Origin of the sequence: Rathayibacter sp. AY1C7 (assembly GCF_002931865.1) — a bacterium.
GTDB lineage: Bacteria > Actinomycetota > Actinomycetes > Actinomycetales > Microbacteriaceae > Rathayibacter.
Genome location: NZ_PSWB01000009.1, coordinates 27812 through 43841, shown reverse-complemented (window position 1 = coordinate 43841; position 16030 = coordinate 27812). Strand labels below are relative to the sequence as shown.

Below are 16030 nucleotides of genomic sequence, written 5' to 3'. Positions count from 1 at the left end.
CGTCTACGAGCTCGAGCATGGGTTCAATAGCGGACCGATTTGTCACCGACCGGTTCCGATCGATGTGTTGAGTCGCGCTGATGCCGCTGCGGCGGCGGCAGGGCAGGGCGGCAGTGATCAATTGGTCGGAGGAGGCCGGATTCGGGTCGCAAAAGAAGACCGTGACGCCTCATGTCAGCGTCCGGCGAGAGTGGTCAGCAGGTCCTGGATGCTCGTCTTCTCGACAACCGGGTCGGGGCTGCCGGCGCGGACGGAGGAGAGAACGGGGTCGATCTGCTGGTCGACGTAGGTCCACGTCTGGCAGTTCGCGGCGCTCAGTGCGGGCTCCGCGTCGTCCCAGGCGGTCTCAAGGTCGGTGGCGCGGGCTTTCGCGCCGGCCTGATCGCCGCTGGTGACGAGGGCGAGGGTGTCGGCGGTGATCGTCTGGAAGTTCTGCACGTCGGCGGAGGGGAAGTCGGTCTGAACGGATGCCTTCGCGTCAGCTGCGGACAGCGTTCCCGACGCATCGCAGGCCGGGGCTGCGCCTTCCGGTGCCGGACTGGTGTGCGGCTGGCTGTTGGTGAAGGCGAGCAGCCCGACGACGGCGACGGCGAGGACCGCGAAGGCGACGAGTGAACGGCGTTCGCGGGCGACTGGCGTGGTGTAGTGCTCGGATGCGCCCTTGTCGACATCGGCCTTGCTGAGGGAGAGGTAGACGACGGTGGCGAGGATCGCGAGCAGGAAGATGATGCTGGTGACGAAGGTGCCGAGCCCGAGGCCCTGCTCGTCGGGGGACAGGCCGAGCCAGTCACCGATATTGGCGCCGAGGGGGCGGGTGAGGATGTAGGCGATCCAGAACGCGAGGACCGGGTTCGCGCCGTAGCGCCAGAGGCCGGTGACGATCGCGAGCAGCGTGAGGGGCAGGAGGATCGAGACGCCAGGGCCCCAGCCGGTGAGCTCGAGAGTCCAGTCGCCGAGGGCGGTGCCGAGCGCGAAGGTGACGAGGACGGTGAGCCAGTAGAACGCCTCGCGCGGGGCGGTGTCGATGCTGTGGATGGAGAGGGTGCGCTCCTTCGAGTACCAGACGCTGAACACGATCGCGAGCAGCACGGAGAAGACGAGGGAGCTGGCCCAGAGGGGGACGCCGAGCTGGTCGGTGAGGATGTCGGTGAGCAGGGTGCCGGTGACGCTCATGACGACGACGGTCAGCCAGTACGCGGCGGGCAGGTAGCGGCGCAGCCGCATCTGGATCGCGAGCACGACTGCGGTGACGATGATGAAGATCACGGCGGTCGCGATGAGGCCGACGCCGAGGACCATGTTGATCCAGTCGGCGAAGCTCTCGCCGACGGTGGTGCAGAGGATCTTGATGATCCAGAACCAGATGGTGACCTCGGGGACCTTGCTGAGCAGCCGCCGGCCGCGGGACGGTGCTGCCGTCGTTGAGATGTCCATGCCCGCAGAGTCTCAGTCGGGAAGTGGGCGGCGGCTCGGGATGCGCCGTGCTGCGTTGTGTTTGCTCACAACGACCCGAAGTACCCGAACGCGATCAGGTCGGTACCGAGCTGAGGGGGTCGAGGCTCTGTGCTTTCACAACGGATGCAGGGGAATCCGCCGCCGCCACAGACGGCTCGTTCATAGCGTGGACTTCTGCGGCGTGCTTCGCGTCGAGAGACGAGGACGACACTGATGCCGAACCGGGAACCCCTACCGGACGGTGCGATCGCGTATCGGGCGGCGCGACGATGGCCGCTGATCTCGGCGGGCCTCGCGGTGCTGCTCACCATCCTCCTGGCCGCGCTGATCTTCTACCGCGAGCACGACAAGCCGTTCGGGTTCGACACCGCCTGGATGAACGAGATCATCGAGCACCGGTCCACGTTCTGGCTGGTCCCGTCGCTGGTGATGAACAGCCTCGGCGGCGGGATCCTCGGGACGATCGTGATTCCTCTGGTCGTCTTCGCGGCGCTGCTGCTCTGGCGCGGTCGCTGGGCTGCGACGTACTTCGCGATCGCCGCGCCGCTCAGCGGGCTGCTGGTGCAGATCCTCAAGAACGCGGTCGGGCGTCCACGGCCGCTGGAGATCCTCGTGAACGCCGACTTCGGCTCCTTCCCCTCCGGACACAGCGCGAACGCGGCCACGACCGCGGTGGTCCTCGCGATCGTCTTCCCCCTGTGGTGGGTCCGGATCGCCGGTGCCCTCTACACGGTGGCGATGATGCTCAGCCGCACCTACCTCGGTGCGCACTGGATCTCCGACACCGTCGGTGGGCTGCTCCTGGGCGCCGGGGTGGCGTTGATCGTCTGGGCGCCGCTCGCGGTCAGGCTGCACACCGAACGTGCTGCATCACCGTCGTTCCGTTGGCGGCGCTTCTCCGGGCACCGTCCGACCAGATGACGGCGGAAGGCAGCGGGCAGCGCTGCCGGTGAGCGGGTCGCTGTGCGCTTGTTCAACGGACCCGGCGAAGCCCCCAGCCCCGGGTGCCGCAGACTGCCCGACCATGGCGGCATGACGCATCTCACCGATCAGCGCCGCCCTCCGCTCCCTCGGATCCGCTCCCGCCTCCTCGCCGGCCGCTACGCCGCCTCGACGGTGCCCGAGGCGACGGCGCTGTTCTGGGTCCTCAAGGTGCTGACGACGGGGATGGGCGAGACGGCGTCGGACTTCCTCGCGACCGCGTTCGACCCGGTGATCGTGGTCGGCGCGACAGGGCTCGCGTTCCTCGCGGCCCTCGCGCTGCAGTTCGCGGCCCGCCGGTACATCCCGTGGGTGTACTGGACGGCGGTGCTGATGGTGAGCGTCTTCGGCACGATGGCCGCCGACGTGCTGCACGTGGTCGCCGGAGTCCCGTACCTCGTCTCGACTCTCGGGTTCGCGGTGGCGCTCGCCGCGGTCTTCGCCCTGTGGTGGCGGGCGGAGCGGACGCTGTCGATCCACTCGATTACGACGCCGCGCCGCGCCGCGTTCTACTGGCTCGCCGTCTCCGGGACCTTCGCGCTCGGCACGGCCGCGGGCGATCTGACCGCGTCGACGCTCGGGTTCGGCTACCTGCCGTCCGCGGTCCTGTTCGCGGCGGTCATCGCGGTGCCGGCGCTCGCGCACCGGTTCACGGGGCGGAACGCGGTCCTCGCGTTCTGGGCCGCCTACGTCGTCACGCGACCGCTCGGCGCCTCGGTCTGCGACTGGCTCGCGGATCCGGTCGACCGGAAGGGCCTGGGCCTGGGCACCGGCCCGGTCACGCTCGCGGCCCTCGCGGTGTTCATGCTGCTGGTAGCGGTGATCGCGCTCCGCCGACCGCGCCCGACCCGTTGAGCGCGGCGCTCAGGCGTCGCGGCCAGCGCGGTTCCTCTGCCGCCAGTAGGTGAGGGCGATGCCGGCGAGGCTGATCACGACGATGCCGACGAGGACGATGTCGATGTACTTCCCGACGAAGTCCGCGACGCCGGGGATCTGCCCGAGGAAGAAGCCGAGGAGGATCACGCCGGTGGACCAGACGGCGGCGCCGAGGGCGTTGAAGCCGACGAAGTGGGCGTAGTGCATCTTCCCGACTCCGGCGGCGACGGGGGCGAAGGTGCGGACGACCGGGACGAAGCGGGCGATGGTGACCGCCCAGCCGCCGAACCGGTCGAAGAACGACTGGGTGCGGGCGACGCTCGAGCGGCTGAAGAGCCCGCTGTCCTTGCGCTCGAAGATCCGCGGCCCGCTCGCGCGGCCGATGACGAACCCGAGCTGGTCGCCGAGGAACGCGGCGGCGGCGACCATCAGGATCACCAGCGGCACCGGCAGGGAGATCACGCCGGTCGCGACGAAGACACCGGTGAAGAAGAGGAGGGTGTCACCGGGGAGGAAGAACCCGATCAGCAGGCCCGTCTCGACGAACGCGATCAGGCAGACCAGGGCGATCGCCCAGGGGCCGGCGCCGTCGAGGAGGGATTGGGGGTCGATCATCGGTTCTCCTTGCGAGAGGTCGGGTCGGGCTGCGTCGCGGGGATGCGGACGTCGACACCGAGGCCGTGGGGGGCGAGGTTGCGGAGTCGGAGCTCGCCGCCGGCGGCCCGGCTGAGCCCGGCGACGATGGCGAGGCCGAGGCCGGCGCCGCCCTCCCGGGAGCGGGCGGCGTCCGGGCGGGTGAAGCGGTCGGTCGCGACGGCGAGGAACGCGTCGGGGACGCCCGGGCCGTCGTCGTCGACGGAGAGGACGATCTCGTCGGCGCGCTCGACGAGGGTCGCGCTGACGCTGCCGCCGTCGGGCGTCGCAGTGACGGCGTTCGCGAGCAGGTTGTCCAGGATCCGGCCGAAATCGGTCGGGGAGATCGGGTACCGGGCGGCGACGATCGAGGCGGGGGCGACGAAGTCGATCGCGAGGTCCCGCTCGCGGGCGAGCATCCGGGCGCGGTCGACGCTGTCGGCTACCTCCTCCCGCAGGGCCGCCGAGGAGGCGTCGCCGGTAGCGATGCCCGCGTCGATCCTCGACAGGATCAGCAGCCCGTCCGTCAGGGACTGCAGGCGGTCGATCGAGCGGCGCGCGTCGACGACATCGGCGTAGAGAGCCGCCGGATCGTCACGGACCCGCTCAGCGAGCTCGAGCCGGGTGCGCAGCGCGGCGAGCGGGGTGCGCAGCTCGTGGCTCGCGTCGGCGACGAGCCGCCGCTCCCGGTCCGCCGACTCCCGCAGGTCCGCGATCAGCGCGTTCAGGGTCGAGGCGAGGTCGGAGAGCTCGTCGCGGGCGGGCCCGACCGGGAGCAGCTCGGTGGAGCGTCCCTGGCGCAGCCGGTCGGCGATCGCGCGCATCCTGCCGACGGGGCGCAGCGCGAGGCCGACCAGGACCCAGGACGTCACAGCGAACGCGACGAACAGGATCGCGAGGGCGATCAGGAGCGTCGTGCTGACGCCGCCGACGACGGCCTCGGCGGTGTCGCGGCTCTCCTCGATCAGCGCCTGCGACGCTCCCGAGCGGACCAGCTCGATCGTGGAGGTATCGAGGATGTGATCGAGCTGCTCGCGCACGACGACCGCGACGATCCCGAAGAACAGCATCGCGACCAGCAGGCTCGACACCGTGATCCGCACCCGGATCGACAGGGACCGCCAGCTCACGGCTTCCCCCCGAGCCGGTAGCCCGCACCCCGACGGGTGAGGATCTCGACCGACGCGCCGCCCGCGGCCAGCTTGCGGCGGAGGTAGCTGACGTACTGCTCCGCGATGTTGTGGTCCACGAAGTCCGCCGACCCCCACACCTCGAGCAGGATCTCCTCCCGCGGCACGAAGTCCCCGGCACGCGCCGCGAGCGCGCGGAGGACTCCGAACTCTTTTGGACTCAGCGGCAGGACGGCGCCGTCGATCGTCGCGGAGTGGGCGTACGGGTCTATGCGCAGGTTCCCGATCATGACCGGCGCGCGATTCGTGAGGTGCTCTCTGCGAATCATGGCTCGTAGGCGAGCGGAGAGCTCCTCGAAGTGGAACGGCTTGGCGAGGTAGTCGTCGGCGCCTGCGTCGAGGCCGAACACGCGGTCCTGCAGGGCGTCGCGGGCGGTGAGCATGATCACCGGGAGCGTGGCGCCGGTCGCGCGCAGGTGCCGGCAGATTTCGAAGCCGCTCATTCCGGGGAGCATCACGTCGAGAACCGCGGCGGCGTAGTCCGCGTCGCGCGCCGCGTTCAGCGCGTCGACCCCGTTCGAGAACAGGGCGACGTCGTAGCCGTCGCCGGTAAGACCCCGCTTGATGAGCTCGCCCATCTCGACGTCGTCTTCGACGACCATCACCGCGTCACGCATCCCGGCCTCCCACGGTCATGCTCGCACCCGTGGCGCGGCGGAACCGGCCTGCTCCGCGGAGATATGCGGCTTCTCAGCGGTACGCACTGCATACAGAGACAGCGCACGTGCACCCCGATCGAGCAGCACGTTCCTGGTGCGCAGACGATCTCGGACGCGGGCACCGACATGGACGCCGACCTCCGGTCGACGCGGTGCTGTGCGCTGCGCGCATTTTGCCTGGAAGCCTTCGGCAGCGTACGGGCCTCCGGCGTCCGCGCAAGCCGCTGCGCGGCCGGCTCCTCCGAGGTTCTCGACACGCGGTCGCTGCGCTCCCTCACATCGCGCCGACAACCTCTCCTCCTCCGCACTCCGGGTTGCGCTCCCACCTCCGACCCTGCTCGGCACTACGTGCCTTCCAGGCAAAAAACGCTGGGAGAGAAGGAAGAACAACCGAGCCAGACCGCCCCCGCTGGCTTGACAAATCTGATTGAGAATCCTTACCCAGACCGGACACACCGACGCCGCCGAGAAGTGGGCCGAGCTGCACGCCTGGTCCCCGGTCAACGACGAGCACGACCCGCACCGCGGCGACCGGTGGGACGACTGATGCTCACCGTCTACTCGAAACCGTCATGCGTGCAGTGCACCATGACCTACCGGGTGCTCGAGAAGAAGGGCATCGAGTACACCACCGTCGACATCACCACCAACCCCGCAGCGCTCGCGTACGTCACGGAGGAGCTGGGCTACTCCGCCGCCCCCGTGGTCGTCGCGAGCGACCAGGACCACTGGTCGGGCTTTCGCCCCGACCTCATCGAGAAGCACGCCGCATGACCGGCCCGAACATCACCGGCGACGACTACCGGGCCGGGTACCTCGCCGGACAGGCCGACCGGCAAGGCGAAGTCGACTGGCTGGAGAACGAGGCCGACCGGCTCTACCGCCTCGCCTACGGCGACGAGCGCCGCGTCCCCGCCCTCACCGTCACTCGCGCCGAGCTCGAACAGCGCAGAGCGCTGTCCGAGCCGCCCGTCGAAGTCACCCGCCGCGACGCTCTGGCGTCCTGGGGCATCGAGACACCCGCCACCGACACCCCCGCGGCCGCGGCCGCGACCGAGAACCCGTCGCCGTCGACGGGACCCACCAACCGCACGAGCAGGAGACGTCAGATGAGCACCAGGACTATCACCGGCAACCTCGCCGCCGACCCCGAGGCCGTGCAGGCGGGCCGCGTGCAGATCGTGAAGCTGCGCGTCATCGAGAACACCGGCGAATACCGCGCGGGGGAGTGGACCCCGCACGAGGCCCCGACCACGCACTACGTGGAAGCGAAGTTCGAACTCGGCGAGCACGTGCTCGCCTCCCTCCACAAGGGAGACGCCGTGATCGTCGTCGGCTACGAGCGCACCGTCGCCTGGGGCGACGGCGAGAACCGCCGCACCGGCCGCGTCCTCGAAGCCGACGCCATCGGCCCCAACCTCACCCGCGCGACCGCCGTAGTCACCACGACCACCCAGCGCGCACCCCGCCGCAGCGCCGCCTCCGCGGCTGAGTAGGACTCGGTCGTCCGAGATGCTCCGCCATCCGCCGCAGAGTTCGCCGTTCTACGGCCTATATTCGCGGTTCTCCGTAGAGGACGGAGGCGGTCCGGGGTTGGGCTGCTGGAAGCTGCCCACGCCCAGAGCGGCGAGTCCCGCGGACACCGCCGCGCCCAGAAGGCGGAAGACGATCACGAATGCCTTTCCGACGAACTTCAACACGTTTGCCATCACGAGACCATCGCTTTCCGGAACTGATCGCAACGCTAGTGGTTCCGAGCGAATCCCGGTGGGTTCTACTCCGAGCCGTTCGCGATCCGGACCGCGTAGAGGATGACGTGATCCTCCGGGATCGCTGCGCGCACTTCCGGGATCGCCGCGGCGCTCGTCGCCGCGTTGCTGCGCACCACCGTTGATGCCGATTCCGCGCGCGTCCGGTGTGCCAGTTCCCACATGCCTCCATCGTCGCATCCGACGCTGACACGAACCGCTCGAGCGTGGGGGCCGGCGGGTGACGGAGCACCGCACATCCAAGGCCGCGATGCGGCTCAGTCTCCGAGGTGCTCGGCTCAGGATTCATCCCTCGACGTAGCGTTCGCAGTCGCCCGAACCTTGCAGATCTGCCGGATCGGCACAGTGCAGGAGTGACCAGCTGGCGCCCACGCCCGTGGGCTCTTCGAGACCGTTGTGGCGATCGAACGCCGTCGTCGTGTACACGTCGACGCCGTCGATCGAGCCTCCGACGAACGCGAACGAGACGATCGGGTCGCCTTCGGTAGTCGGTGTGCTCCACGCCAGTTCCGCTTCGTCTCCCGCGATCGCGGCGGTCGCGAGGCACGCTCGAGCCTCGCTAGGCAAGTCACCGCCTTGCTCAAGAACGTATTCGCCGCAGCTTGAGCTGGCGTCGCTACCGGCGACGACGCCACCAGCATCAGGGAGGCTGCGAGCGGCGACGATCGGATCGCCGTTCGGCGCTTTCGACGCGGGTTCAGGTGCAACCGCCGAGCAACCGCTGGCGACAGTGAGCACCGCGATCGCGATCGCAGCTGCCGTAAGGCGGTTCATCCGCCCACCGTAGCCGCCAGCGCCGCCTGCCAGCCAAGCAATTAAGCAGGAGGGCCTGCGCTGCCCGCCCGTGAGGGGCGACCCCCTCACGCTCCCCGGTGTCCCGTTCCGGGGCGCGAGCTGCACTCGCGCAGCGGCGACGGAGCGCCGCCAATGGGAGGCCGCGATGCGGCCCGTTCCACCCGTTTTCTTCACCTCTCCGCGGTTTCAACCTATTTCGCTCCACCGGCTCCGTGCCACCGATAGCGGACGCGCCCTGCGGGCTTATTTCGCCCGCTATCGGCGTCACTGCGCCACCTCCACTCAAACGGTTTTCCCCGCCGGAGAGGCAAAGAAAAACTATCAGCCAGAGGGAGCACCCACACCATGCAGACCACCACCGACTTGCAGACCACCGCGAAGACCTACCTCACGCTCGCGAACACCCGCGCGGTCGACGTCCGCGTCGTGGGCACCGACCCCACGACGACGCCCTCGGTACACGTCACCCGCCGCAAGTCCGGCGTCTGGGAGGCGTGGCACTCCGACCAGCTGCACGGCATCACCAGCGGCTCATTCCGCCACTGCGTCGCCCACGCCCGCCGCGCAGCGATCCGCCGCGTCGCCCCGTTCCTGAACCGCTGAGAGGACCACACCATGACCCGCACCGACACCGGCCGCGCCACGGCCGAACAGCTCGCGCTCATCCTCGCGACCAGCCGCGACGAGGACCCGGAGAACACCACCGCGACCGACGCGGAGATCCTCGCGCACACCCGCAACACGCTCGGACTGCCGGGTGAGTGCGGACCCGGCGGGATGCCTGTCTACGACGACGGCACCGCCGAGGCCGCCGCGCTGATCGCGTTCCTGACGCCCGCCGAGTAGTGCGGGGGAGGGGCCGGCCTTCTGGGCCGGCCCGTGAGGGGCGATCCCCTCACACTCCCCCGGGGAGCATGGCTTCAGTGGAAGTTGATCGTGGAAGGCGCAGGTGCCTTCCAGGACTCTTCCTGGTACGAGTGCGGGTCGTGAGCCTCGCGTGGCGGATCCCCGAACGGATCGTCCGGCAGCGCCGTCGGCGCTGTGGTGAACTTCGCGCGGAGCGATGCGGCGATGGATCGAATGCGGTAGATCACGGCGTTCATGTCGTTCTCCCGTCCGGGGTGATCAAGCGTCACTTAGCCGAAGCCTACCGACGTCGTTTCTCCGTTGGGGCGCGAGCTGCGCACGCGCAGCGGTGACGGAGCACCGCCGGCAGGAGCCGCTACGCGGCCGGATTACCCGTTTTCTTCACCTCTCCGCGGTTTCAACCTATCTCGCTCCGCCGGCTACGTGCCGTCTCTCTCGGACGCGGTCGCACGCTCCCTTATTTCGCCCGAGAGAGCCGTCACTCCGCCGACTCCACTCAATTGGTTTTCACTCGCCGGAGAGGCAAAGAAAAACGATCAGGAAGACGACAAAAGCCCCGTAGTTGGTCTAGAACCACGGGACTCGTCGCCTCAATGGTCGCACACCGATTGAGGAGAAACCATCGTGACTATCACCACCGGAACCGGGACCGTTCAGCACATCGACCCGACCGTCCTCGTGATCGAGGCGAACGTCCGCACCAGCGCCCCGCTGACGAAGGACTTCATCGCGTCGATCCGCGAGAACGGGGTCATCACCCCGGTCCTCGCCCGCCGCGACGAGCGCGGCAACGTCATCGTCCGCGCCGGACAGCGCCGCACCCTCGCTGCCCGCGAGGCCGGAGTGCCCACGATCCCCGTCTACGTCGTGGAGGGCGATGAGACGACCGCGGACCGGATCGTTCAGCAGATCATCGAGAACGACCAGCGCGCCGAGCTGAGCGTCGCGGACCGCACCGCAGCGTGGGCGCAGCTCGCGTTCGAGGGCGTCACCGCCGCAGCGATCGCCAAGCGAACCGGCACCAAGACCGACGCCGTGAAGAAGGGCCTCGCGGTCGCGGAGTCCGCGACCGTCACATCCGTTCTGCACGAGCACGAGCTGACCCTGGACCAGGCGGCCGTGCTGTTGGAGTTCAAGGACGACGCCGACGCCCGCGCGAACCTGATCGAGGTCGCCACCCACGACCCGGCCCAGTTCGAGCACACCGCGCAGACCCTCCGCGACGAGGCCGCGCACCAGGCGCTCCTCGCAGCGACCGCCGCCGAGTACACCGGCAACGGCTTCCAGATCCTCACCCGCTCCGACGCCTACGGCGACCAGGCGACGTGGACGCCGGTGCGGCAGCTGCGCGGCGAGGACGGGAAGAGCGTCACTCCCGAGCAGGTCGCCGCCGCTCCCGGCCGCGGAGTGCTCATCGACACCAGCTGGCGCGGCGAGGTCGAGGTCACCCTCCTGGTTCAGGACCCGACCGCCGCCGGATTCACCTACGCCTACGGAGCCCCCGAGCAGCCGCAGACCGAGGAGGAGGCCGAGGAGGAGCGGGCTGAGAAGTCCGCGGAGCGGAAGGTGCTCATCGCCAACAACAAGGCGTGGAACGCGGCCGAGAAGGTGCGCCGCGAGTGGATCGCGACGTTCCTCGCCCGCAAGACCCTCCCCAAGGACGCGGATCGCATCATCGCCCTCGGTCTCACCGCTCACCGGTTCGCGGTGTCCTCCGGGATGACGGGCGGCAGCGACCTCGCGCACGCGCTGCTGCGCATCGAGCGTCCCTCCGGCTACCGCGCCGACGCCCTCGCGGCGCTGGTCGAGGCGAACCCCGCGAAGGCCCGCCTGGTCGCGCTGGCCGTCGTGCTCGAAGGTCAGGAGGCGCACACGAGCAAGGAGTCCTGGCGCCGCGGCGACGAGCGCACGGCCGAGCACTTCCGCCAGCTCGCCGCCTGGGGATACGCGCTCTCCCCGGTCGAGCAGGTCGTCACCGGCGACAACACCCCCGCCGACGCCGCAGGGCTCAGCTAGCTCCTCCGGCGGGGACCGGCTCGCGCCGGTCCCCGCCCCCTCCTCTTCTCCCACTGCTGCACAGGAAGGCCCCACCATGACCACCACGACCACCGCACCCCGCCCCGCCCACCGCTTCGACCCGTACCAGGAGGACCCGACGCTGCGAGCCGCCGAGGTCGCCGTCGACGCCGCGGCCGCGTCCGGCGACGCCGACGCGACCGCGGCCGCAGCGGGAGCGCTGATCGTCGCCGCGGCCGCCTACGGCTGGCCTACCGCGACCGCCCTCGTCTTCAAGTACGAGACGACCGGCCCCATCGCCCACGTCTGGGGACTGTGGAAAGTCCTCGACGCCGACCGCCAGGTCCTCCGCGAATGGAACGAGGAGCCCGGCGACATGACGGACGAGTCCGAGGAGGAACTGATCGCCCTCGACCTCATCAGCAACCGCCGCGCCACCCTCGACTACACCGACTTCGGAAAGCCCATCGGCTCCACGACCCTGATCCTTCACACGCTCACCCTCTGAGCGCGTGCGCGGGCCGACCCGAAACGGGCCGGCCCGCACGAGGGGGAGAACCCCCTCGACCCCCCGGTCACGCGCGTGGAACGGCCACGCGCGCTCGAGCGGTAGTCAGCGGCGAGGACGCGGCTTGTACTTCTTCCCCGGCCGGATGTTCCGGTTCTCGATCACCCCGACGACCGCCAGGCCGGCGGCCACGGCGACGATCAGCACCCACCCGAGCACGTTGAACCACTCACCGGTGAACGCCGCGTACGTCTGCTCACCGGCGATCGCGAAGAGCATGAACGACAGCCCGAACCAGACCATGCCGTTGCTGATCAGCGCAGCACGCGCGAGCTTGGTCCGAGGCTTCGACATGCGCCCACCCTCCCACCGGACCCTGGACGTGTCCAAGGTCCTCAGGAGGAATCTCCACCCCCTGCGCCTGGCCGGCCAGCTGGCCGGCCTCGCCCCTAGATTCGAGGAATGAGCCCCAACCACCCTGACGGCACGGTCGAGACGCAACGGCTCCTGACTCTCTGGGACAAGCTCAGCTCCCGCCGGTTCGCGCCGAAGGACGGCCTGCACCCCTCGAACGCAATCCAGGTGTGGACTTTCGCGCACCACGCCGCGCGCCTCTCGCGAGCGGTCCTCCTGCTGCACGGAGCAGGACACGACCTCGAAGCCATGCCCCTCATCAGGCAGACGATGGAATGCGCGATGAACGCGGCCTGGCTACTGGTCACCGATGACGGTGGAGCGGCGCTGAGCGCAGTAGACACGAAGAACCGGCGCCAGACCTTCAAGGAGGTGACCGACCTCGGCCTCGCTGACCTGTCCGACGTGATCCGTCGACTGGACGAGGAAGAGAATCGGGATGCCCGCGCCAAGAGCACGCGCAGCTTCGAGCAGCGGTGCCGAGCGATCGCCGGAGGTCCCCAGATCTACGCGATGTACCGGACGCTGGGGCTCTACTCGCACGGCACGTCCAGCGTGGCGGACGTCTACCTCGCCATAGCGCCCGAGAACGAGGGAAACAGGGCGTCGTGGTGGTCACCCACTCGAAGCTGTGGAGCACCAACGGGCTCGCGCAGCTCCTCGACACCATCGAGAACGTTCGCGGCTACTACAACGCCGAGCTGCGCGTCGCGGGCATCATCGTCAACCAGCACGAAGAGCGCACCGTCAGCGGCGCGACGTGGCTGGAAGAGCTGCGCAGTGCCGCGGAGACCCGGGGCCTCAGCGTCCTACTCCCGCCGATCCCCAAGCGCGTCGTCATCGCGGACGCGACCGAGGCCGCCCGCGGCCTGGACGAGTGGGGGAGCGCCGAAGCATCCGCACTCGGCGCCATCTACGCCGACCACCTGGCCAGCATCGAAGGAGAAGGCTCGTGAACCGCCCCGCACCCCGTAAGTCCAGCCTGGCCGGAGCAAACCCCATCACCCCGCCTCAGATCGCGGCGGCGGAGCCGGCAGCAGAGCCGCCGGCTCCGCAGGACAGCCCGGCTCGGGCGGCGCCGCCTGCCCCCGCGATCGAACAGCAGGAGACGCTGGCCGCGAAGCCGACGACGAAGCCGACGACGAAGCCGAAGTACCCGCCCAAGGTGAGCTTCTACCAAGACCCCGTGGACACGTCTCGAGTACGCGGCGCGATCCGACACACCCAGGTCCAAGAAGGCACCCGCACTCTGTCGCAGTTCATCAATGACGCGGTGATGGAGAAGGTGGCGAGGCTCGAAGCTCAGTACAACGGAGGCCAGCCGTTTGCGTCCGTTGGAGCGCGCGAGCTGCCCCAGGGCCGACCGATGGGGGAGTGACCCACCGAACATGCAGAGCCGGCCCTCGTCGGACCGGCCCCGAGGAGAAGAGCCCCCTCGACCGCTCGCCGCGCGCACGGAACGGCCACGCGCGTCCGAACGGCCGTCAGCGGCGGGGTCGCGGCTTGTAGGTCTTCCCCGCTCGAATGTTCCGGTTCTCGATCACGCCGACGATAGCCAGGCCCACGGCGACGGCGACGATCAGCACCCAGCCCAGGACGTTGAACCACTGACCGCTGAACGCCGCATAGGTCTGCTCGCCTGCGATTCCGAGGAACATCAGCGACAGCCCGCCCCACACTCCGCCGTTCGCGATCAACACGGTCCACGCCAGCGGCGTCCGAGGAGTCCGGGGAGTACTCATGTCGCCAGCGTGCCACGCACGGCTAAGGGGTGCCCGTCCTCCTCCGTAAAATCCGAGGATGGTTTCCGCACTCGTTCGCAAGATCGTCAACAAGCACGAGCGCGACATTCGCGCGATGCAGCGCACCCTCTTCACCGACGCGGGGGAGCGGATAGCCGGCGCCGGCATGACCGACGCCCAGGCGATCGCCGCAGCGCGAGCTCGCGCATCGACCCTCCCGCGCCTGCGCGGTCGCTCACTGACTAACCGGCGCGCAGAGGTGTCGGTCGTCATGGACCGCGGCCCAGCCGCGCAACTCGAACCGGACTCCGGCGTCGACCCGGCACTCTCGCTCGTCAGCGTGTCCGTGAAGGGCTCGAATCTCCTCGTCGGGAACTCAGAGATCCTCGACACTGACGAGTACGCCGCATGGGCACAGGCGGCCGTGGGGGAGTCGTGGGCGAGCCGGCTCTACTCGGCCGGCGCCATGTCAGGCAACAACGACAAGCGGCTCTCGACGTTCTACTTCTACGTGTTCACCGACCGCGACGGCCAGGCCGTCGACAAGCCCGGGGGATGGAGCCTCCCGCTCGAAGCTGTAGGCCCGTGAGACGGCCTAGGGAAGGCTGAGCTCATCCCTCACCGGCTGCCGGGTGTCCCCTTCCACCCAGCTCACCGCTACCCGATGCAGGGACAGTGACATGCGCGCTGACGTCCCGAAGATGCCGACTTGTCCCGCGTCAATGTTGCCGAGGTCGCCCCCGCTGAGGAGGGCCGCATGCTCCGCAGGAATGGCGGTGATCTGCACATCCTCGGCGTCAACGTTCCCGGTGTTTCGCAACCGGTACGAGTGCGGCTCGGCCCGCTCTTCGATCGCCCACTCCACCTTCGCGTTCAAGGCGTCCTCGAACACGCGAATGAAGTCGACGTCCGGCTCGGAGGCGCGCGCGGCCATCTGTTCGACGGCCGCCGCGGATTCGGTCTCCCGAATCCGCGCTGCGCGCGAGGGCCGCTGTTGCGTCCGCTTGCGCATCGGCGCTGCGCGCGAGCGCTGCTGCTGCTTCCGTTTGCGCATCCGCCGATTTCTGGAGCGCGGCCTGAGCGGTTCGCTCCGACTCGGCGGCCTGCTTGCGCGCTCGTTGAGCGACCACGAAATCGCGGTGAGGCCGTCCATGAGGGCGACGGCTCGTGTTCACCGCGCGGTGACACCCAGCCATGACCGCCTCGTCACACAACTTGGACCTGCGACGTCGGCCGTGTTCGATGGGCGCGAGTGTCGCAGGTGAGCTCTAGTGTCGGTCAAACGTTCCAGAGTTGCGGCTATCGGTACCTGGCCGGCCGCACGGCAACCCGATCCATCGACGGGTGCCCCAGGGAAAGAACGGGTGACGACCATCCAGTCGTCGCAATCTCGATGGACAGGATCAACGTGCCCGAACAGCTTCCATTCATCTTCCGCCTCCCAACAGCCCTCTCCTGGAATGACGCTCAAGCTCGACTCCTCGCGCGCGCAGACGGCCTGCGCTCGGGCGAAGCTCTAGACGTCCGGTTCTTCATCGGCACCCGACTCCTCGCACACTTTCGGGTCGCTTCATTTGACGGAGCGCGGGAAGCGGTGGACGTGGTCGCTCAGCTGCCCGACTTTCCGATCGAGAAGGGCGTGTTTCGTGAGAGTTGGGAGTTGCGGGGAGCCCTCGCCATACGCGAGATCCCGATGGGCGCCTCGTGTCGCGCTACCCGGTCGGTTGAGCAGTTTGCGGAACATCGATCCGCGAACGAGCTCGCACGGCTGCTGCACCACATTCATTGGGTCCCGCAAAGCCGTGGCCTCACCGACGCGTTCGTGGATGAGCACTACCCGAGACGAACGTGGCAAGGCCTCGTGCTCGTTCTCACAGCGGCGGGCATTATGGTCGGCCGCGGCGGAAGCCCGCCTTCCCTCATGCCGACTGTCGCGGTGATGCACTTTACGGACGCGACCAAGTGGGCGGTGGAGTGGGAGGACGGCATTGTTACCTCGTCGCTGCCGCCCAACTGATTCACCGCTCGCTCATTATCGCAGGAAACGGCACTCAGGTGAAGTCCCGACTGGCCTCCCTTGTAACAGCAGCATGCGCCGTGGGCGGTTCATATCCTCGGCGCAACG

22 protein-coding genes and 1 riboswitch are annotated in these 16030 nt (G+C 69.0%); of the genes, 12 read left to right on the top strand and 10 right to left on the bottom strand.

What is annotated here, in order from left to right; all coding sequences use genetic code 11:
* Nucleotides 1–174 precede the first annotated feature (174 nt).
* Nucleotides 175–1434 (bottom strand): hypothetical protein, encoded by a 1260-nt coding sequence (locus tag C5C69_RS06675; RefSeq protein ID WP_104257592.1) that lies wholly within the window; start codon nucleotides 1432–1434, stop codon nucleotides 175–177.
* Nucleotides 1435–1668: 234 nt separating this feature from the next.
* On the opposite strand from C5C69_RS06675, the gene C5C69_RS06670 reads away from it, so the two are divergent.
* Both C5C69_RS06670 and C5C69_RS06665 read left to right on the top strand, forming a co-directional pair.
* A complete protein-coding gene (locus tag C5C69_RS06670; RefSeq protein WP_104250831.1) occupies nucleotides 1669–2376 on the top strand; it encodes a phosphatase PAP2 family protein in 708 nt (235 codons plus the stop codon).
* A 111-nt stretch (nucleotides 2377–2487) separates the two neighbouring features.
* Nucleotides 2488–3291, top strand: coding sequence for a hypothetical protein (locus C5C69_RS06665; protein WP_104250830.1), 804 nt, complete (start codon nucleotides 2488–2490; stop codon nucleotides 3289–3291).
* Nucleotides 3292–3300: 9 nt separating this feature from the next.
* On the opposite strand, the gene C5C69_RS06660 is transcribed toward C5C69_RS06665, so the two are convergent.
* From C5C69_RS06660 to C5C69_RS06650, 3 genes are read right to left on the bottom strand one after another with little or no spacing between them, the layout of a single operon-like run.
* A complete protein-coding gene (locus C5C69_RS06660; protein WP_104257591.1) occupies nucleotides 3301–3927 on the bottom strand; it encodes a DedA family protein in 627 nt (208 codons plus the stop codon).
* The gene (locus C5C69_RS06655) at nucleotides 3924–5075 is read right to left on the bottom strand and encodes a cell wall metabolism sensor histidine kinase WalK (RefSeq protein WP_104257590.1); all 1152 of its coding nucleotides are present in this window, start codon (nucleotides 5073–5075) and stop codon (nucleotides 3924–3926) included. The genes C5C69_RS06660 and C5C69_RS06655 overlap by 4 nt, the downstream gene beginning before the upstream one ends.
* The gene (locus C5C69_RS06650; RefSeq protein ID WP_104257589.1) at nucleotides 5072–5752 is read right to left on the bottom strand and encodes a response regulator transcription factor; all 681 of its coding nucleotides are present in this window, start codon (nucleotides 5750–5752) and stop codon (nucleotides 5072–5074) included. The genes C5C69_RS06655 and C5C69_RS06650 overlap by 4 nt, the downstream gene beginning before the upstream one ends.
* Nucleotides 5753–6337: 585 nt before the next feature.
* On the opposite strand from C5C69_RS06650, the gene nrdH reads away from it, so the two are divergent.
* Both nrdH and C5C69_RS06640 read left to right on the top strand, forming a co-directional pair.
* The gene (gene nrdH, locus C5C69_RS06645; protein ID WP_056045893.1) at nucleotides 6338–6568 is read left to right on the top strand and encodes a glutaredoxin-like protein NrdH; all 231 of its coding nucleotides are present in this window, start codon (nucleotides 6338–6340) and stop codon (nucleotides 6566–6568) included.
* Nucleotides 6565–7290, top strand: a complete 726-nt coding sequence (locus C5C69_RS06640) for a single-stranded DNA-binding protein (protein WP_104257588.1) — start codon at nucleotides 6565–6567, stop codon at nucleotides 7288–7290. The genes nrdH and C5C69_RS06640 overlap by 4 nt, the downstream gene beginning before the upstream one ends.
* 278 nt (nucleotides 7291–7568) lie before the next feature.
* On the opposite strand, the gene C5C69_RS16915 is transcribed toward C5C69_RS06640, so the two are convergent.
* Nucleotides 7569–7727 carry a hypothetical protein gene (locus C5C69_RS16915; RefSeq protein WP_181127032.1) on the bottom strand — a complete coding sequence of 53 codons (159 nt, stop codon included), beginning with the start codon at nucleotides 7725–7727 and terminating at the stop codon, nucleotides 7569–7571.
* 121 nt (nucleotides 7728–7848) lie between these two features.
* On the bottom strand, nucleotides 7849–8337 hold the full coding sequence (locus tag C5C69_RS16675; protein ID WP_146080973.1) for a hypothetical protein: 489 nt from the start codon (nucleotides 8335–8337) through the stop codon (nucleotides 7849–7851).
* 366 nt (nucleotides 8338–8703) lie between these two features.
* Between C5C69_RS16675 and C5C69_RS06635 the strand changes: the two genes are divergently transcribed.
* Together C5C69_RS06635 and C5C69_RS06630 are read left to right on the top strand one after the other, a co-directional pair.
* Nucleotides 8704–8961 carry a hypothetical protein gene (locus C5C69_RS06635; RefSeq protein WP_104233593.1) on the top strand — a complete coding sequence of 86 codons (258 nt, stop codon included), beginning with the start codon at nucleotides 8704–8706 and terminating at the stop codon, nucleotides 8959–8961.
* Between the two features lie 12 nt (nucleotides 8962–8973).
* Nucleotides 8974–9204 carry a hypothetical protein gene (locus C5C69_RS06630; protein ID WP_104257587.1) on the top strand — a complete coding sequence of 77 codons (231 nt, stop codon included), beginning with the start codon at nucleotides 8974–8976 and terminating at the stop codon, nucleotides 9202–9204.
* A gap of 74 nt (nucleotides 9205–9278) precedes the next feature.
* Here the strand turns inward: C5C69_RS06630 and C5C69_RS06625 are convergent, their stop codons facing one another.
* Nucleotides 9279–9494 (bottom strand): hypothetical protein, encoded by a 216-nt coding sequence (locus C5C69_RS06625; protein ID WP_146083613.1) that lies wholly within the window; start codon nucleotides 9492–9494, stop codon nucleotides 9279–9281.
* A gap of 355 nt (nucleotides 9495–9849) precedes the next feature.
* Here C5C69_RS06625 and C5C69_RS06620 point away from each other — a divergent pair, with 355 nt between their 5' ends.
* Together C5C69_RS06620 and C5C69_RS06615 are read left to right on the top strand one after the other, a co-directional pair.
* Entirely contained in the window at nucleotides 9850–11241 is a 1392-nt protein-coding gene (locus tag C5C69_RS06620) for a ParB/RepB/Spo0J family partition protein (RefSeq protein ID WP_104257585.1), read from the top strand.
* Between the two features lie 76 nt (nucleotides 11242–11317).
* Nucleotides 11318–11749 (top strand): hypothetical protein, encoded by a 432-nt coding sequence (locus C5C69_RS06615; RefSeq protein ID WP_104257584.1) that lies wholly within the window; start codon nucleotides 11318–11320, stop codon nucleotides 11747–11749.
* Between the two features lie 105 nt (nucleotides 11750–11854).
* On the opposite strand, the gene C5C69_RS06610 is transcribed toward C5C69_RS06615, so the two are convergent.
* On the bottom strand, nucleotides 11855–12103 hold the full coding sequence (locus C5C69_RS06610) for a hypothetical protein (protein WP_104257583.1): 249 nt from the start codon (nucleotides 12101–12103) through the stop codon (nucleotides 11855–11857).
* Between the two features lie 668 nt (nucleotides 12104–12771).
* Between C5C69_RS06610 and C5C69_RS06605 the strand changes: the two genes are divergently transcribed.
* Nucleotides 12772–13119: a ParA family protein gene (locus C5C69_RS06605; RefSeq protein ID WP_219812348.1), complete on the top strand. Its 348-nt coding sequence runs from the start codon at nucleotides 12772–12774 to the stop codon at nucleotides 13117–13119.
* On the top strand, nucleotides 13116–13541 hold the full coding sequence (locus C5C69_RS06600; protein WP_104257582.1) for a hypothetical protein: 426 nt from the start codon (nucleotides 13116–13118) through the stop codon (nucleotides 13539–13541). The genes C5C69_RS06605 and C5C69_RS06600 overlap by 4 nt, the downstream gene beginning before the upstream one ends.
* A 106-nt stretch (nucleotides 13542–13647) precedes the next feature.
* Here the strand turns inward: C5C69_RS06600 and C5C69_RS06595 are convergent, their stop codons facing one another.
* Nucleotides 13648–13905, bottom strand: coding sequence for a hypothetical protein (locus tag C5C69_RS06595; RefSeq protein ID WP_146083612.1), 258 nt, complete (start codon nucleotides 13903–13905; stop codon nucleotides 13648–13650).
* A gap of 58 nt (nucleotides 13906–13963) precedes the next feature.
* Here C5C69_RS06595 and C5C69_RS06590 point away from each other — a divergent pair, with 58 nt between their 5' ends.
* Entirely contained in the window at nucleotides 13964–14494 is a 531-nt protein-coding gene (locus C5C69_RS06590; protein WP_104257580.1) for a hypothetical protein, read from the top strand.
* A 6-nt stretch (nucleotides 14495–14500) separates the two neighbouring features.
* On the opposite strand, the gene C5C69_RS06585 is transcribed toward C5C69_RS06590, so the two are convergent.
* Nucleotides 14501–14959, bottom strand: coding sequence for a hypothetical protein (locus C5C69_RS06585; protein WP_104257579.1), 459 nt, complete (start codon nucleotides 14957–14959; stop codon nucleotides 14501–14503).
* 230 nt (nucleotides 14960–15189) lie between these two features.
* Nucleotides 15190–15302, top strand: a riboswitch (SAM riboswitch).
* Here C5C69_RS06585 and C5C69_RS16670 point away from each other — a divergent pair.
* The gene (locus C5C69_RS16670; protein ID WP_146083611.1) at nucleotides 15299–15922 is read left to right on the top strand and encodes a hypothetical protein; all 624 of its coding nucleotides are present in this window, start codon (nucleotides 15299–15301) and stop codon (nucleotides 15920–15922) included. It overlaps the preceding riboswitch by 4 nt.
* The last annotated feature ends 108 nt before the right edge of the window (nucleotides 15923–16030 follow it).

Excerpts from the sequence above, each read along its gene's own strand:
- C5C69_RS06675 (WP_104257592.1), bottom strand. The coding sequence starts at position 1,434 with ATGGACATCTCAACGACGGCAGCACCGTCCCGCGGCCGGCGGCTGCTC.
- C5C69_RS06670 (WP_104250831.1), top strand. The coding sequence starts at position 1,669 with ATGCCGAACCGGGAACCCCTACCGGACGGTGCGATCGCGTATCGGGCG.
- C5C69_RS06665 (WP_104250830.1), top strand. The coding sequence starts at position 2,488 with ATGACGCATCTCACCGATCAGCGCCGCCCTCCGCTCCCTCGGATCCGC.
- C5C69_RS06660 (WP_104257591.1), bottom strand. The coding sequence starts at position 3,927 with ATGATCGACCCCCAATCCCTCCTCGACGGCGCCGGCCCCTGGGCGATC.
- C5C69_RS06650 (WP_104257589.1), bottom strand. The coding sequence starts at position 5,752 with ATGCGTGACGCGGTGATGGTCGTCGAAGACGACGTCGAGATGGGCGAG.
- C5C69_RS06640 (WP_104257588.1), top strand. The coding sequence starts at position 6,565 with ATGACCGGCCCGAACATCACCGGCGACGACTACCGGGCCGGGTACCTC.
- C5C69_RS16915 (WP_181127032.1), bottom strand. The coding sequence starts at position 7,727 with ATGTGGGAACTGGCACACCGGACGCGCGCGGAATCGGCATCAACGGTG.
- C5C69_RS16675 (WP_146080973.1), bottom strand. The coding sequence starts at position 8,337 with ATGAACCGCCTTACGGCAGCTGCGATCGCGATCGCGGTGCTCACTGTC.
- C5C69_RS06635 (WP_104233593.1), top strand. The coding sequence starts at position 8,704 with ATGCAGACCACCACCGACTTGCAGACCACCGCGAAGACCTACCTCACG.
- C5C69_RS06630 (WP_104257587.1), top strand. The coding sequence starts at position 8,974 with ATGACCCGCACCGACACCGGCCGCGCCACGGCCGAACAGCTCGCGCTC.
- C5C69_RS06615 (WP_104257584.1), top strand. The coding sequence starts at position 11,318 with ATGACCACCACGACCACCGCACCCCGCCCCGCCCACCGCTTCGACCCG.
- C5C69_RS06610 (WP_104257583.1), bottom strand. The coding sequence starts at position 12,103 with ATGTCGAAGCCTCGGACCAAGCTCGCGCGTGCTGCGCTGATCAGCAAC.
- C5C69_RS06595 (WP_146083612.1), bottom strand. The coding sequence starts at position 13,905 with ATGAGTACTCCCCGGACTCCTCGGACGCCGCTGGCGTGGACCGTGTTG.
- C5C69_RS06590 (WP_104257580.1), top strand. The coding sequence starts at position 13,964 with ATGGTTTCCGCACTCGTTCGCAAGATCGTCAACAAGCACGAGCGCGAC.
- C5C69_RS06585 (WP_104257579.1), bottom strand. The coding sequence starts at position 14,959 with ATGCGCAAACGGAAGCAGCAGCAGCGCTCGCGCGCAGCGCCGATGCGC.
- C5C69_RS16670 (WP_146083611.1), top strand. The coding sequence starts at position 15,299 with ATGGACAGGATCAACGTGCCCGAACAGCTTCCATTCATCTTCCGCCTC.